This is a genomic window from Paraburkholderia sp. 35.1 (genome assembly GCF_050436525.1).
GTDB classification, from domain to species: domain Bacteria; phylum Pseudomonadota; class Gammaproteobacteria; order Burkholderiales; family Burkholderiaceae; genus Paraburkholderia; species Paraburkholderia tuberum.
Genome location: NZ_JBNDMJ010000002.1, coordinates 307,903 through 323,026, shown reverse-complemented (window position 1 = coordinate 323,026; position 15,124 = coordinate 307,903). Strand labels below are relative to the sequence as shown.

General features: G+C 64.4%; 19 protein-coding genes. 5 read left to right on the top strand and 14 right to left on the bottom strand.

Annotated features, from left to right (window positions below; all coding sequences use genetic code 11):
* Positions 1–182: 182 nt before the first annotated feature.
* The gene (locus OKW27_RS07335; RefSeq protein ID WP_184036122.1) at positions 183–887 is read left to right on the top strand and encodes an SDR family NAD(P)-dependent oxidoreductase; all 705 of its coding nucleotides are present in this window, start codon (positions 183–185) and stop codon (positions 885–887) included.
* Positions 888–972: 85 nt separating this feature from the next.
* Positions 973–1,818: a TOBE domain-containing protein gene (locus tag OKW27_RS07330; protein WP_429333058.1), complete on the top strand. Its 846-nt coding sequence runs from the start codon at positions 973–975 to the stop codon at positions 1,816–1,818.
* Positions 1,819–1,855: 37 nt separating this feature from the next.
* Here the strand turns inward: OKW27_RS07330 and OKW27_RS07325 are convergent, their stop codons facing one another.
* The 4 genes from OKW27_RS07325 to OKW27_RS07310 form a co-directional block, all read right to left on the bottom strand.
* The gene (locus OKW27_RS07325) at positions 1,856–2,566 is read right to left on the bottom strand and encodes a sulfate/molybdate ABC transporter ATP-binding protein (RefSeq protein WP_429333057.1); all 711 of its coding nucleotides are present in this window, start codon (positions 2,564–2,566) and stop codon (positions 1,856–1,858) included.
* A 1-nt stretch (position 2,567) separates the two neighbouring features.
* Positions 2,568–3,242, bottom strand: a complete 675-nt coding sequence (gene modB / locus OKW27_RS07320) for a molybdate ABC transporter permease subunit (protein WP_429333056.1) — start codon at positions 3,240–3,242, stop codon at positions 2,568–2,570.
* 22 nt (positions 3,243–3,264) lie between these two features.
* The gene (gene modA, locus OKW27_RS07315) at positions 3,265–4,035 is read right to left on the bottom strand and encodes a molybdate ABC transporter substrate-binding protein (protein ID WP_429333055.1); all 771 of its coding nucleotides are present in this window, start codon (positions 4,033–4,035) and stop codon (positions 3,265–3,267) included.
* A 190-nt stretch (positions 4,036–4,225) separates the two neighbouring features.
* Complete coding sequence (locus tag OKW27_RS07310; protein ID WP_090808376.1) at positions 4,226–4,927, bottom strand: phosphatase PAP2 family protein; 702 nt, start codon at positions 4,925–4,927, stop codon at positions 4,226–4,228.
* A 358-nt stretch (positions 4,928–5,285) separates the two neighbouring features.
* Between OKW27_RS07310 and OKW27_RS07305 the strand changes: the two genes are divergently transcribed.
* Entirely contained in the window at positions 5,286–6,464 is a 1,179-nt protein-coding gene (locus tag OKW27_RS07305) for an extracellular catalytic domain type 1 short-chain-length polyhydroxyalkanoate depolymerase (RefSeq protein ID WP_429333054.1), read from the top strand.
* 109 nt (positions 6,465–6,573) lie between these two features.
* A complete protein-coding gene (locus tag OKW27_RS07300) occupies positions 6,574–6,753 on the top strand; it encodes a DUF3563 family protein (protein WP_090808381.1) in 180 nt (59 codons plus the stop codon).
* Between the two features lie 155 nt (positions 6,754–6,908).
* On the opposite strand, the gene OKW27_RS07295 is transcribed toward OKW27_RS07300, so the two are convergent.
* The 8 genes from OKW27_RS07295 to OKW27_RS07260 all read right to left on the bottom strand — a co-directional run bounded on the left by OKW27_RS07295 (position 6,909) and on the right by OKW27_RS07260 (position 12,287).
* Complete coding sequence (locus OKW27_RS07295; protein WP_090808383.1) at positions 6,909–7,367, bottom strand: TspO/MBR family protein; 459 nt, start codon at positions 7,365–7,367, stop codon at positions 6,909–6,911.
* A gap of 57 nt (positions 7,368–7,424) precedes the next feature.
* Positions 7,425–7,943, bottom strand: coding sequence for an FAD-binding domain-containing protein (locus tag OKW27_RS07290; protein WP_429334564.1), 519 nt, complete (start codon positions 7,941–7,943; stop codon positions 7,425–7,427).
* Positions 7,832–8,497 (bottom strand): deoxyribodipyrimidine photo-lyase, encoded by a 666-nt coding sequence (locus OKW27_RS07285; RefSeq protein ID WP_429333053.1) that lies wholly within the window; start codon positions 8,495–8,497, stop codon positions 7,832–7,834. Before OKW27_RS07285 ends, OKW27_RS07290 begins: the two co-directional genes overlap by 112 nt.
* A 186-nt stretch (positions 8,498–8,683) precedes the next feature.
* Positions 8,684–9,103: an organic hydroperoxide resistance protein gene (locus OKW27_RS07280; RefSeq protein WP_090808386.1), complete on the bottom strand. Its 420-nt coding sequence runs from the start codon at positions 9,101–9,103 to the stop codon at positions 8,684–8,686.
* Between the two features lie 171 nt (positions 9,104–9,274).
* On the bottom strand, positions 9,275–9,727 hold the full coding sequence (locus tag OKW27_RS07275) for a MarR family winged helix-turn-helix transcriptional regulator (protein ID WP_090808388.1): 453 nt from the start codon (positions 9,725–9,727) through the stop codon (positions 9,275–9,277).
* A gap of 157 nt (positions 9,728–9,884) precedes the next feature.
* Entirely contained in the window at positions 9,885–10,691 is an 807-nt protein-coding gene (locus OKW27_RS07270; protein WP_184054853.1) for a BPSS1780 family membrane protein, read from the bottom strand.
* Entirely contained in the window at positions 10,682–11,677 is a 996-nt protein-coding gene (locus OKW27_RS07265) for a homoserine kinase (RefSeq protein ID WP_090808392.1), read from the bottom strand. The genes OKW27_RS07270 and OKW27_RS07265 overlap by 10 nt, the downstream gene beginning before the upstream one ends.
* A 214-nt stretch (positions 11,678–11,891) precedes the next feature.
* Positions 11,892–12,287, bottom strand: coding sequence for a hypothetical protein (locus tag OKW27_RS07260; RefSeq protein ID WP_090808396.1), 396 nt, complete (start codon positions 12,285–12,287; stop codon positions 11,892–11,894).
* Between the two features lie 190 nt (positions 12,288–12,477).
* On the opposite strand from OKW27_RS07260, the gene OKW27_RS07255 reads away from it, so the two are divergent.
* The gene (locus tag OKW27_RS07255) at positions 12,478–14,004 is read left to right on the top strand and encodes an AMP nucleosidase (RefSeq protein ID WP_409259241.1); all 1,527 of its coding nucleotides are present in this window, start codon (positions 12,478–12,480) and stop codon (positions 14,002–14,004) included.
* 1 nt (position 14,005) lies between these two features.
* On the opposite strand, the gene OKW27_RS07250 is transcribed toward OKW27_RS07255, so the two are convergent.
* Together OKW27_RS07250 and OKW27_RS07245 are read right to left on the bottom strand one after the other, a co-directional pair.
* A complete protein-coding gene (locus OKW27_RS07250; RefSeq protein WP_429333052.1) occupies positions 14,006–14,143 on the bottom strand; it encodes a hypothetical protein in 138 nt (45 codons plus the stop codon).
* A 237-nt stretch (positions 14,144–14,380) separates the two neighbouring features.
* A complete protein-coding gene (locus OKW27_RS07245) occupies positions 14,381–15,124 on the bottom strand; it encodes a TIGR00730 family Rossman fold protein (RefSeq protein WP_035471771.1) in 744 nt (247 codons plus the stop codon).

Sequence of the window (15,124 nt, the reverse complement as noted above, 5' to 3'; positions counted from 1 at the left end):
CGTTTGGCTGGGAACCAGTATTCACGAGAGGGTGACATCGCGCGGTCTCTTGGTTCGGGCGCTTGCTCATTGTCGACGATTCACGGTCGGTAAGTGCAAGCATTGCATCTTCCGCGCTGTATCACGCGGGACTATATTTCCTGGACCGGCTTTAACCCGAGTCCATCGACAGGAAACGTTCCATGCAACCCGCAAACCAGCAAAAAACCGTGCTTCTGATCGGCGCCTCGCGCGGCCTCGGCTTCGCGATGGTCGAGGAGTATCTGAAGCGCGGCTGGCGAGTCATCGCGACCGGCAGGCAAAATTCCACGACCAGGCTCCTTCAGCTTGCGACGGCGTCACATGACGCACTCGAAGTCGAAACGGTCGACATCACGATGCCCGAACAGGTCGCCGCGTTGCGGGGCCGCCTCGAAGGACGTCCGATCGACCTGCTGTTCGTCAACGCCGGCGTCAAGAACGACGATAGTGAAACGATCGCAGATGTATCGACCGACGAATTCGTGCGCGTGATGGTGACGAACGCGTTGAGTCCGATGCGGGTCGTCGAGGCGCTGCAGGATCTCGTTCGGCCGACTGGCACGATCGGCGTGATGTCGTCGGGGCAGGGCAGCGTCGCCAACAACGAGAATGGCAACTACGAGGTCTATCGCGGCAGCAAGGCCGCGCTCAACATGTTCATGCGCAGCTTTGCCGCGCGTCATCGAAGCGATACCAGAACCCTGCTGCTGATGGCGCCCGGCTGGGTGCGAACCGACATGGGCGGGCCGGACGCGCGTCTGAGCATCGACGAAAGCATCCCGAACCTGGTCAGCACGATCGACGCTTACGAGGGCCGTGCCGGTTTGCATTACCTCGATTACCTCGGCAGAGTCGTGCCGTGGTGAACGGCAAGCGTAGGGGCCAGCGGCGGAAGAGCGCGTCGCTATAATGATTCGCCGCCCTGCCACGTACCCTCAATCACTCTCTGCCATGACCATCGAGCGCCCCGATCCTCGCCGCGATGCCCTCGAACTCGGCGGCTCCGTCTGGTTTCAGGCGGGCACGCAGACGCTCGGCGGCGCGGCCCGCATCGCGCTGCTTGCGGCGATTGGCGAGACCGGCTCGATCACGAGCGCGGCGAAGGCGGTCGGCATCAGCTACAAAGGCGCGTGGGATGCCATCGACACGATGAACAACCTCGCCGGCGAGCCGCTCGTCGTGCGTCTGACCGGCGGCAAGGGCGGCGGCGGCACGACGCTGACGCCGCGCGCGGTGAAGCTGATCGAGACGTTTCGCGCGGTCGAGCGCGAGCATCGGCGCTTTCTCGAACGCGCGGGCGCGGCGATTGGCGAGGGCTTCGCGACGGACTGGGACCTGATCGGCCGCATCGGCGTGAAGACGAGCGCGCGCAACCAGTTCTACGGCACGGTGTCGGCGATCGAGCGCGGCACCGTCAACGACGAAGTGTCGCTCGCGCTGCCCGGCGGCCACACGATCGTCGCCGTGCTCACGCACGAGAGCACCGAAGCCCTCGGGCTCGCGGTCGGCGTGGCGGCGTTTGCGCTGATCAAGGCGTCGTGGGTCGTTTTGCTCGTACCGGGTGATGGCGATCGCGATGCGCCGTTGAACCTGTCGGCGCGCAATCAGTTGCGTGGCACCGTGCACAGCGTGAAGCGCGGCGCGGTGAACGCGGAAGTGTCGCTGGGGCTCGAAGGCGGCGCGGTGGTCACGGCGGTCGTCACCAATGGCAGCGTCGACATGCTCGGTTTGCAGGAAGGCGCGAGCGCGGTCGCGGTGTTCAAGGCGTCGAGCGTGATACTTGGCGTGAAGGATTGAGGTTGCCGGGGCGTAACGAAGGCGCAATGCCACCCGCTCAACGAGGCGACGCCTCGCTGCGCGCATATCCTGCGAACGGATGATCCTCGCGCACGCGTCCGTCGCTGACCTGCACGACCTGATCGCCGAATGCGGCGACGTCGTCCGGATCGTGCGTGATCAGCACCATCGGAATATCGAGCCGCGTTTGCAGGTCCGATAGCTCGCGTCGCATGCGCTGGCGCAACTCACTATCCAGTGCGGAAAACGGCTCGTCGAGCAGCAGCAGGCGCGGCTGCGAAACCAGCGCGCGCGCGAGCGCCACACGCTGCTTCTGCCCGCCCGACAGCTGCGCCGGGTGATTGCCCGCCAAGCCCCTCAATTCGAGCGCATCGAGCCAGTAATCGACCTGCGCATGCGCGCCGCGCGCACGCGGATTGAGCCAGCCCCGGCGCAGCCCGAAGCCGATGTTCTGCCGCACGTTCAGATGCGGAAACAGCGCGTAGTCCTGAAACAGATACGCGATCTTGCGCGCCTGCGGCTTCTGATCGATGCCGACCGCGCTATCGAACAAGGTGGTGCCGTGCAGCGTGATGGTCCCTTCATCGGGACGCAGCAAGCCGGCGATCGCCTGCAAGGTCAGGCTCTTGCCCGCGCCCGACGGCCCGAACAGCACGAGCCGCTGCGTGCTCGCGCTGAACGCGACGTCGAGCGTGAAGCGCCGCTCGGCGGTCTCGAAGGTCTTGCGGATGGCGACGTTGAGCGGCATGTCAGCGGGCTCTCAGAAGCGTGTGCTGCGGCACGACACGCCCCGCGAGCAGCAGGATCGTCACGCACGCGACCGATGTCACGAGCACGAGGAAGTTGGCGGTGCTGTCGTCGCCGGCCTGCACCGCCGAATAGACCGCGACCGACAGTGTCTGCGTGCGGCCTGGCAGATTGCCCGCGATCATCAGCGTCGCGCCGAATTCGCCGAGCGCGCGCGCGAACGCGAGCAGGCCGCCTGCGAGGATGCCGCGCGCGGCGAGCGGCAGCGTCACGCGGAAAAACACCGCGGCTTCGCTGACGCCGAGCGTGCGCGCCGCGCGCTCCAACTGCGGATCGACGCCCTCAAAGGCGGCGCGCGCGGACTTCAGCACGAGCGGAAACGCGACCACCGTCGACGCGATCACCGCGCCCTGCCACGTGAAGACGAGCTGGATGTCGAAGCGGTCGAGCCACGCGCCGATCACGCCGCGTCGGCCGAGCAGCACGAGCAGGTAATAGCCGAGCACGGTGGGCGGCAGCACGAGCGGCAGCATCAGCAGCGAATCGATCACGTCGCGCGCGCTGGAGCGCCAGCGCGACAGGCCGAACGCGGCCGCGACGCCGAGCACGAGAGTGAGCGCGGTGGCCCAGCCTGCGACCTTCAGCGATAGCAGCAGCGGAACCCAGGCCTGTTGCATGAGCGTGTGCTCTCCCCGTGAATCAATGCGCCGGCTTGAAGCCGTACTTCGCGAGCACCGCCTGGCCGGCCGGCGACAGCACGAAGTCGATGAAGGCTTGCGCGTCGGCCGCGTGATGGCTGCCTTCGACCTGCGCGATCGGATAGCTGATCGGCGTTTGCGTCGGCAGGTTCAGCGCGATCTTGACCTTGTCGGGCATGATCGCGGCATCGGTGCCGAACACGAAGCCGGCGTCGACTTCGCCGCGCGCGACGTAATCAAGGCTCTGACGCACGTTCGACGCGAGCACCGCCTTCGCGCTGACCGCGTCCCACACGCCGGCGGCCTGAAGCGCGCCCTGCGTGTAGCGGCCAACCGGCACCGAGGCCGGATCGCCGAACGCGACGCGCTTGACGTGCGCGGTCGTCAGCGCGTTGAGGTTGGCGGGCGCGAAATGACTGTCGGCTGGCACGATCAGCACCAGCGAGTTGGCGGCGAAGTCGCGCCGCGTCGACGGCACGATCACCTTTTCGGCGGCGGCCTTGTCCATTGCCTTCTGATCCGCGGACGCGAATACGTCGGCGGGCGCGCCTTTGACGATCTGTTGCATCAGCACGTCGGACGCGCCGAAGTTCAACAGAACCTTGGTGCCCGGATGCTGTTGCTCGAACGCGTCGCCGACCGCCTTGAACGCATTGGTCAGGCTGGCGGCGGCCGAGACCACCAGTTCATCGGCGTGGGCATTCACGCTGACCACGAGGGCGGCGGCTGCGACGCACAGCGCGTACTGCTTCAGATGGCAAGAGCGTGTCATGAAGGACCTGGAGTCTGACGTGAACGGGAAGCAGTGGCTTAAAAACGCTATCGTAATATATGCGCGGTTATAGCGGTGGGCGAAACGGTCGATTCGGCGCAGCGCTTCACGTATGGCGTGAAGCGAGGGAAGTGCTACGAAACTGTAAAAGGAAGCTTGAAAACGCGGCGGAAGGGCCGGCGCAGCGTGCTCAGATGTCCGAGGCGCGCATCGGCTCAAGCGTATTGCGCGTTTGCGACAGCGGCGCGGCCGACGGTCGAATGTAGCGTGGGGCCCGCCATGTCGCGCGAATGAACGGCCGGTCGTGGCCGGACACCTTCAATGCGATATGCGTGACCCAGCGCTGCGTGGGCACGTGCACGCCGTGCATCAGGATTGCCAGCACCATCAGGCTGACGGTGACCGGGAGCGCCGACAGCCGGCCCGGCTCCGCATTCCACGCGATGCGCACGAACACGAGCGCGGTGAGCGCGCCGACGAGGCAGCCAGTCACGGCTTCGGACGGCGAATGCGCGCTCAGCACGACGCGCGACAAGCCCACCGCCAGGCCGGCGGCAAGCCCCCCGAGCACGCCCAGCAGCCGGACGGCGCGGCGCGCGGGCAATAGCATCAAAAACAGCGCGACCGGATAGACGGCCGTGGACAGCATGGAGTGACCGCTGACGCCGGTGAAATCGAGCTCGCGCACGCCGACGCCCCAGCCGAGGAAGGCGAGCTTGGTCACGGTCACGACGCCGATCGCGGTACCGAGCAGCGCGAGCCAGCAGGCCGCGAGCCGCCACGAGTAGCCGACCGCCAACCACAGCGCGATGGCGAGCGCGAGCGGCAGCGTCAAGCCGGCGCCGCCGAGGCTGGTGATCGAATACCACAGGTGGATCGGTAAATCGGGCATGGCGGGAGCGCGACGCGGGTCGCGTGAAATCGGGTTGGTGGAAATCGGCGCGCGGCCGGCACGAAACGCCGATGCGGCCCGGATCGACAGGTCGGGAGATCAACCGCCAGTATAGTCGGGTGTCGCGCGACGGTCTTGCGGCGCACAGCGCTTTTGCACGCCGAATGTGGGCTGCCGAACGGCTATCGAGGTGGTTTGACGACAGGGCCCCGGCAAGGTTCGCGACGATCGAAATGGGGCATGAAGAGCGGCGCTGTGTTCAGCACCGCAGGAAAAATGATGTTATTGTGCATTGCACAACTTCATCTGATCCGCAGTTTTGGGGTCCGCATTTGTCTCTTTTGCGAGGTTATCGCCGATGGCAAAAAGCCTGTCGAAAATCTGGCTGCGTGGTTTCAAGCGCCTGCTCGCGATCCAAACCGAACACGCGCAAAAAACCGCCAAGCGAGCGCAGGCGCGACCGGTTCGCGCCGCCACCACGAAACCGTCGAGCAAGGCTCATCCACTGAAGCCGGCTGCCGCGCTACGCACGCCGATGAAACGCGAAGCGCCGCGCGAGTCGCGCGTGCGTCCACGCGCGGCAGCGTGGGCGAGCGGCGCGTGGACGCGCTCGTTCCATTCCGCGCCGGCCGCGCCGGGCCGGCTGGTCAATCACCTGCAGTACGGGCTCTATATCCCGTCCGGGCACGCGCATGAGGCGATGCCGCTGGTCGTGATGCTGCATGGCTGCACGCAGTCGATCGACGAATTCGCCGAGGGTACGCGCATGAACCTGCTCGCCGACCGCCACGGCTTCGCGGTCGTGTATCCGGAGCAATCGAAGCACGCGCACTCGCACCGCTGCTGGCATTGGTACGATGCCGGCGATAACGCGGGCGGCGCGGAAGCGCGCGCGGTCGTGTCGCTGGTGGATTCGCTGGTCGAGCAGCACGGCTTTGACCGCGCGCGTGTCTACGTGGCGGGGATTTCGGCGGGCGCGGGGCTGACCGCGCTATTGGCCGTCAAGTACCCCGGGCATTTCGCCGCGGTCGCGCTGCATTCCGGCCCCGCTTTCGGCGAGGCGCGCTCCGGCATTACCGCGATGGACGTGATGCGGCGCGGCGCGCGTCGCGAGCCGGCGGAACTCGTCGACGAAACCACGAACGTCGCGCAATACCCGGGCATGCCGGCATTGATCGTCCACGGCGATGCCGACCATGTGGTGGCGCCGGTCAACGCGGACCAGTTGGCGACACAGTTTCTGCGTCTGAACCGCCTCATTGACGCAAACGGCGCGCGCAAAGCCGGCGAGACGCGCGAGGACCGCAAAAATGGCGTCGTGATGCGCGATTATCTGCGCGGCGGGCGGCGCGTGGTACGGGTTTGTCGTGTGCAGGGGCTGGGTCACGCGTGGGCTGGCGGCGACGATGCGCTGCCCTTCCATTCGTCCAAGGGCCCGGACGCGAGCGCCATGCTGTGGGAGTTTTTCCGGCATCAGCGTCGTGCGGATGCGGGCCGCATCGCGGAAGGATTGGCGGCATCGTCGGTCGGGCGGTGACGTCCGAGCAACACCTCGAAAATGAGCAGTGGCATGAAATCAGGGTTTTCCCTATAATACGGGTTATCCCTTAGGCGTAACCGCCTAGCTATCATTGCCGAGGTGAACCATGTATCTGATCAGCCGCCTGTTCCTGTTTCTGACCAAGTCGCCGGACCAGCTCGCGAAGGAGCGCGCTGATGCCTATCTCGCTGAAGCGACCGATCTCTACGATCTCGAATTCCGCATGCGCAAGCTCGATCAAGAGACGAACGCGCGTCCGTCGTGGATGAGCCAGCACTACGGCTAAGCCGACTGCCTGTAATCGGCATCAGGCCGTCAGCAATCGGAACATCGGCGCGTGGTGAGGCGCTGGTGTTTGGGGTTGGCGATCAGGCTAGTGCCCGTGTCGCGCACTCCCCTTTTCTCATCGCGCGGCCTTCGCGACCGCTCGGCAGACTCCACTCAAGCAGCCGGATTCAGCTGCCACAACGCGTAGTTCAAAAGCGCGGCGTACGCGACCCACACGACATACGGCACGAGCAGAATGCCCGCGAGGCGATCGCGCCGCCAGAACACATACGTCAGCATCACGATCAGTAGCAGCAGAATCAGGATGTCGATCAGCGCCGTCTCCGGCCGATGCAGGCCGAAAAACAGCCACATCCACGCGGCGTTGAACACCAGCTGCACGACCCACAGTACGATCGCCGCGGTCAGGCCGTCGCGCTTCCACACGCGCCACGCGGAAAACGCCATCAGCACGTAAAGTACGGTCCAGACCGGTGGGAAAACCCAGTTCGGCGGATTGAACACAGGCTTTTGCAGGCCCGTGTACCACGCGTCCGGCAGAGACAGACTCGCGGCCCAGCCGGCCGCCAGCGTCAGGATCAAAAACACGAGCAGCGACGGCAGACGGCGCATCTTCGCCCCCTTCAGACTTTCTTATTCAATAATGTGAGCAGGCACTCACTTTCCGTATCAGGCCAGTGTGCGCTCGCGGGCCTGTGCCTGGTCGACGATCCGTTCGGGAAATTCCCGCCCAGTACCATGCACCGAATTCCGCGAGCCGCTCCGCGCCGGCCAGCCACCGCGCGTGAATCCATTTTGCCGGCAAGTTCGCGAGCTGCGGTAGATATCGTTTGATAAAGCGCCGTCGGGGTCGAATTTTTCGGATCGCGTGACCGGATTGAAAATACGGGAGTAAGGTTGCGCGCCGTAGCCGGTCGAGGCGGCCCGCTGCCAGCCGTCGTTGTTCGCCGAGAAATCGAAGTCGTTCAGCAAATCGGCGAAGTATCGCTCGCCGAGCCGCCAGTCGATGCCGAGATCCTTCGCGAGGAAGCTTGCCGTGACCATCCGCAGACGGTTGTGCATATAGCCGGTCTGGTTCAACTGCAGCATCGCGGCATCGACGAGCGGATAGCCGGTGCGGCCGTCGCACCAGGCGGCGAACGCTGCGTCGGCCGAGCGGCCTTTTTCCCAGTGTGCAACTGCTCGTATTCCGGCTTGAACGGCGCGCCTTTCGCGAGGCGCGGGTGGTGCGCGAGGACCATGAAGTAAAAATCCCACCAGATCGGTCCCGACAGCCACGTCGCGGCGCCTTTGCCGTCGGGTTGCAGCGACATCTCGTACGCGAGCCGCGCCAATGTGCGGATCGACACCGTGCCGAAGCGCAGATGCACCGGCAGATAGCTCGGCTTTTCGCAGCGGGGAAATCGCGCCGTTCCGCGTAGCTGTCGATGCGCGTGAGGAAATCGTCGAGCAGCTGTTGGGCGCCGCTCATGCCGGCGGGCAGTTGAAAGTCCGTCAGGTTGCCAGGCGCGAAGCCGAACTGGTCGAGTGTGGCGATCCTGCACCGGCTCGCCTGGATGGCGCGTCTGCCGGGCATCGACAATCGGCTGCAGGATGGTCGTGTCGAACACGAACACGCACCAGATACGCTCGCAATGCTTGGGCGCGTAGTACAGCGCGGCATGATCGGTGCTGCGCAGATCGCGGCGGAACCAGACGAGGCCGGAGTCGAAGCTGTCGTGCAGGCGGCGGGCGCGTGTCATCGGGACAGGCAGTCGGGCTGAAGGTGGTCGAGGACCGGCAACGCAGGATGCGTGCCGCGCGCGCGAAAACAATCAGCGCCCGGCCCTATTGTGCAGGGTGCGGGCGCTGCTCGCGACGGCACCGGGTAATGCGCCGTGAGCGGTTCTTCTTGAGCATTGCTGATCGGCGCAACGGCCGACCTGACCTCAAGCGACGTGCAGACGAACCGCGACGTTGTTACGCGTAGCGTTCGAGTACGGGCAGACCTGGTGCGCTGCATCCACCAGTTCCCTGGCAGCGTCCGCAGCCAGACCCGGCAGAGTGATACGCAGGTCGATGTCGAGCGCGAAGCCGCCCTTGTCGTTCGGACCGATGCCGACGTCGGCGGAAACCTGCGTGTCGGCCGGCAGGGCCTGTTTGCGCTGGCCGGCGACAAACTTCATGGCGCTCAGGAAACAGGCCGAGTAGCCGGCTGCAAACAGCTGCTCGGGATTCGTGCCTGCTGCGCCATTTCCGCCGAGTTCACGCGGTGCCGCCAGCTTCACGTCCAATGCATCGTCCGACGATACGGCGCGGCCGTCGCGGCCGCCGGTGCTCCTTGCGCTTGCTTTGTAGAGGATGTTCATGGTGCGGTTCCTAGTCTGGGGTGTCAGGGTTGGCTTGTTTGCCGCTGGCTGCCGGTTCGCCGGTCTGGCGAAGCGCTAGCGAAGCGACAGATGACCAAGATAGTACACAAATAATTTGTGTACAAATTAATTTTTCGATGGAACCGGAACTAGTCCTTTTCAACTATCGCGCTACTGGTCCATAAAGTCGTTGAGCGTCGTGCGCAGGCGTGTGAGGTCGTCGCGCAGACGCAGCAGGAAGTCCGCCGTCTGCTGCGTCGCGCAGAAGATCTCGCCGGGCACGTCGCGCGCCTGACGCTTGAGCGCCTTGCCCGCGCCCGTCAGGCGAATGTAGACGAGGCGCTCATCGTCGGTGCCGCGCGCGCGCTCGACGAGTCCCTGCGCTTCGAGGCGCTTGAGCAGCGGCGTGACCGTCGCCGGATCGAGATTCAGGCGCGCGGCCATGTCCTTGACGGTGACGTCGTCGGTTTCCCACAGCACGAGCATCGCCAGATACTGTGGATACGTGAGTCCGAGCTTTTCGAGCAGCGGCTTGTACGCTTTCGTCATCGCGAGCGAGGTCGAGTAGAGCGCGAAGCACAGTTGCTCGTCGAGCGTGAAGGGGAGAGCGGGGCGCTGGGTCATGATTCATCTCGGCAAAAAGAGCGTGCAAATGGATTGCACGCAAACCATTGTGTCGCAAGTCGATTCAGGATGCCGAGGGTCGGGAACAGGTGTGTCGACAGAGACGTCGGGAAGGTGCGCGCGGGCGCCAGAACGGCTCCCGCGCGGGAACGACGGATCAGGCCGCCGGCGTGGTCGGCAGATCCGGCGTTTGCGGCGTCTGCACGCCGAAACAGCCGCGATAGGTCGCGTAGAACGAGCAGTACAGCATGGTCGTGACGATCATCGTCGCGGGCATCAGGATCGCGAACGCGAAGTCGGCCGCGCCGAGCGCCTGCATCAGCAGGGACAGCCCGATCGACACGACCGTTGCGACTGCGAACCACAGCGCCGCGAATACGACGAAAGCGCCGCGATTGCGCCAGCAACTGACGACGCTGAAGAACATGGCCTTGACGGGCGGCACGTCGTGCCAGGCGGCGAGGATGGGCGAGAACCAGAACAGCATCGCGACCGGTATGTAGAACGCGAGCGCGGTGATCACCGCGAGCGGGATATTGCTGTTGGCGATCGTGTTCTCGTCCATCGACGCGTTGCCGAGCATCACCTTCAGCAGCATGCCGCCGTCGGCGAGCGCCGAGCCGGCCAGCACGAGCGCCATGGCGATGACATACAGCACGCCGAGCACGAGCAGCCGCCGCGCGACCACCGGGCCATACGAATGAAAGCCGTCGACAAGGATGGTCGGAAACACCGGTTTGCCCGCGATCGTGTTGCGGCATGCGGCCATGAAGCCGACCGCGACACCGGGAATGAACAATAGCGGCAACACGCCGCCGACCACCGGAATCTGCGACACGAGCGTCATCACCAGCAAATAGGTGAAGAACAGCGTCAGAAAGGCGAGCGGATTCTTGCGGAACAGCCAGATACCCTGGCGGAACCACACATAGCCGGTTTTCGCGGGGACTTCGATCAGTTGCATGAGGTATGGATGCCTGGATTCGCGACGCCGTGCAGGCGCTCGCGCAGAATGCGTTCGAAATGACCGGGGTCGTGCGGCTTCAGCAGTTCGGCCGCGCGCGGCAAATGAAAATCATACAGGCGCGAGACCCAGAAACGGTATGCGCCCGCACGCAGCATGTCGCCCCAGTGATGGTTTTCCTCGACGGTGAACGGCCGCACCGTCTGATACGCGCGCAACAGCGCCTCGGTGCGCTCGGCGTCGAGCTTGCCGGTCGCGAGGTCGACGCACCAGTCGTTGACCGTCACCGCGACGTCGAACAGCCACTTGTCGCAGCCGGCGAAATAGAAATCGAAGAAACCACCGAGCCGCACTTCGTGGCCGGTGTCGGGCGCCGCGTGAGCGAACATCGCGTTGTCGCGGAACAGGTCGGCGTGGCACGGGCCTGCGGGCATTGCCGCGTAATCGGCGGAGGCGAAGAACGCTTCCTGATGCGCAAGCTCGGAGGCCAGCAGATCGCGCTGCTCGCCTTCCAGATACGGCAGGATCGTCGGCACGGTTTCGCGCCACCACGGCAGGCTGCGCAGGTTCGGCTGATAGCGCGGATAGTCGCGGCCCGCGAGGTGCAGGCGCGCGAGCATCTGGCCGACCTCGACGCAATGCTCGACGCCCGGCGAGAGTTCGGGTGCGCCTTCGAGCTTTGTCACGATGGTCGCGGGTTTGCCGAGCAGCATGCCGAATAGCGCGCCGTCGAGACGCGGCATCGGATCCGGTACCGGCACGCGATGCGCGGCAAGATGCCGCATCAGGTTCAGATAGAACGGCAGTTGTTCAGCTGTCAGCTTTTCGAAAATCGTCAGCACGTATTCGCCGCGCGTCGTCGTCAGAAAGAAGTTGCTGTTTTCAATGCCGGACGAAATGCCGCGAAACTCGACGACATCGCCGAGATCGTAGTGACTCATCCATTCTGCGAGTTGGGATTCGTTGACAGCGGTGAAGACGGCCATGCGGAAACGTCGGATCAGGTTGTTCGGGCTGGCGCGGTGCGGCCAGTGCGAGGTGAGACAAACGAATGAGGCGGAGCGGGCGACGAATGCGGAACGGCGAAGTGCAAGCGTCGCCGCATTCAGCGCGGGTTCATCGCGCAGCGGCCGCGATCGGGTTGAGCGGGGGCGCGGTCGCGCCGCGGCCGCCGTTGCCGGCGTGCCGCTTTCGTAACGATCAATAGTGGAGATTCACCGATGGCAAGCGCGTACTGGGCTTGCCGCTGTCGTGGACGGTGGGCGACGTGTCGGGCGACGCGCTCATCTGGTAGCGGGTGCCGAAATTCGAATGCACGTCGATTTCGACCGGCTTGCCCTTGTCGCGGAATTCGGTGATTTCGGTGCCGTTCGGGCTGACTTCGTGAAAGCTCGGCGTGCGCGGAACGTTGATGTCGACCTTCGAGCTGACCTCTGCGGCCGGACGATTGATCTTGTCCAGGTCCGGCAGACCGGCCCGTTCATTGCCGGACTGGGGCACGCCGGCGGCCGGCGGTTCGTCGACGGGCTGGGCAGCCATCGCGGCGTTGCCGAAGGCCAGAGCCAGCGCAACAGCGATGGGAAGGAGCAGCTTCATGGTGATTCTCCGATTGGGTGCCAGATTCTAGCAAATCCGGCCTGACGCACGGGCGCCAAGCCTTATTTTGCGCCGCTTTCGCGCAACCTGCGCGCGTTCTCGCGGGCGCTGTTGCAAGCGTCGCCGCCGACATTTGGCAACAGCGGGTTCCGTGGTAATGTCGTCTCATCAAAAAGGGTGAACGATGATGATCAACAACGATATCAATCAGCGCACGGTGCAGACTCCCGCCAACAGCTTCCCAACCGAAGGCTTCGACGACGCGGCCGAGGCCGTCACCCGCCTCGCCGCGATCTACGAGGCGAACACGTCGTTCCTGCGCGATGCGTTCGCGCGCTATCGCCGCAACGAGCAGTTCGACCATCGCGTGCGCGCCTGCTATCCGTTCGTGCGCGTGCGTACCGAGGTCAACACGCACGTCGATTCACGTCGCTCGTACGGTTTCGTCGCGGGGCCGGGCGTGTTCGAGACGACCGTCACGCGGCCAGACCTGTTCGGCAACTACTATCGCGAGCAACTGCGGCTGCTGGCGAAGAATCATCACGTGCAGATCGAGGTCGGTGTGTCGGACCAGCCGATTCCGATTCATTTCGCGTTCGCCGAGGGCATCCACCTCGAAGGCGATCTGGACCGCGAGCGCCTGTTCCTGATGCGCGACATCTTCGATATACCGGACCTCGCGCTGCTCGACGACCGCATCGTCAACGGCACGTACGAGCCGCTGCCGGGCGAGCCGCATCCGCTCGCGTTGTTCACGGCGGCGCGCGTCGATTTTTCACTGCATCGGCTGAAGCACTACACGGCGACCTCGCCGACGCATGTGCAGAACTACGTGCTGTACACCAACTACCAGTTCTATATCGACGAATTCGTCAAGCTCGGCCGGGGCATGATGGCCCGTACCGACGACGAGGAATTGCGCGCCTATCGCAGCGAATACACGTCGTTCGTCGAGCCCGGCGACGTCATCACCTACAACGAGAATCTCGGCGAGCAGGCGCAGGAGGGCACGCTGCCGCCACGTCTGCCGCAGATGCCGGCCTATCACCTGAAACGCGCGGACGGCAGCGGCATCACGATGATCAACATTGGGGTCGGGCCGTCGAATGCGAAGACCATCACCGATCACATCGCGGTGCTGCGTCCGCATGCGTGGATCATGCTCGGCCACTGCGCGGGACTGCGCAACACGCAGCGTCTCGGCGACTACGTGCTCGCGCACGGCTATGTGCGCGAAGATCATGTGCTCGATGCCGATCTGCCGCTGTGGGTGCCGATTCCGGCGCTCGCCGAAGTGCAGGTCGCGCTCGAGCGCGCGGTCGCGCAGGTCACGCAGCTCGACGGCGTCGAGCTGAAGCGCGTGATGCGCACGGGCACGGTGGCGAGCGTCGACAATCGCAACTGGGAGCTGCGCGATCATCGCGAGCCGGTGCAGCGGCTGTCGCAAAGCCGTGCAATCGCGCTCGATATGGAAAGCGCGACGATCGCCGCGAACGGCTTTCGCTTCCGCGTGCCTTACGGCACGTTGCTGTGCGTGTCGGACAAGCCGCTGCACGGCGAGCTGAAGCTGCCGGGCATGGCCGATCAGTTCTATCGCGCGCAGGTCGATCAGCATCTGCAGATCGGCGTGAAGGCGATGGAACTGCTGCGGATGAATGGGCTGCATCGATTGCATAGCCGCAAGCTGCGCAGTTTCGCGGAAGTCGCGTTTCAGTAACTCAGGCCGAGGCACTGATAAACAGCCCGCTTACGCTGGATGTGCCGCTTTGAAGATGGCTCGCGAGCGGCAACGCGCCGCCGAATGAAATGAGACCGAGGTCGAGAAAGCCGCTGAAGATCTCACGCAACGTCGGCATGGGCGCGAGCGCGGCTTCGGGTGAGGTGAGTTCGTTCAGATTGCGAGCTTCGAGTACCAGCTGAGCACGTTAGCGCCGGACGGCAAGCGTGCAAACGATTTGTTCGCCAATCCGGTTGACAGTCAGCGCGCGCAAACTGGCCTGCTAAACGAAAGCGGGCAGCCCGAAGGCTGCCCGCCATGTGCGCGACGATAGGCATCGTGCTACGCGCAATGCGAGGCGCGCAGCCTCTTGCCATCACAGGTAGAACATCCGGTCTTCTTCCGACTTGACCGGATGAACTTCACCTTCCTCGCGGTCTTCGTAGAACTTGAGCACCGCTTCGAGCACCTGGTCCGGATTGTCGATCACCTGCATCAGATCGATGTCGGTCGGATTGATCAAACCCATCGGAATCAGAGCGCTCTTGAACCACGCGAGCAGACCTTCCCAGAACTCGGCGCCGACCAGAATGATCGGCACATGGCGCGACTTCTTGGTCTGGATCAGCGTGAGCACTTCGGCCAGTTCGTCGAGCGTGCCGAAGCCGCCGGGCATCACGATCACCGCGTCCGAGTTCTTCACGAACGTGACCTTGCGCGTGAAGAAATGGCGGAAGCGCAGCGAGATGTCCTGCCACTGGTTGCCCGACTGCTCGTGCGGCAACTCGATGTTCAGACCGACCGAAGGCGCCTTGCCCGCATGCGCGCCCTTGTTGGCCGCTTCCATGATGCCGGGGCCGCCGCCGGAGATCACCGCGAAGCCAGCATCCGACAATTTGCGCGCGATCTGCGTGGCGAGTTTGTAGTACGGCGAGTTCGGTTTCAGGCGCGCCGAACCGTAGATGCTGACCGCCGGGCGAATCTCCGACAGGTACTCGGTCGCCTCGATAAACTCTGCCATAATCGTGAACATCTGCCACGATGCGCGGGCTTTCTTGGCCGTTGCGCGCTCTTGATCTGCGAGCGATCGCAGACTCGGAATCACTTTTCTCTTAGTCAT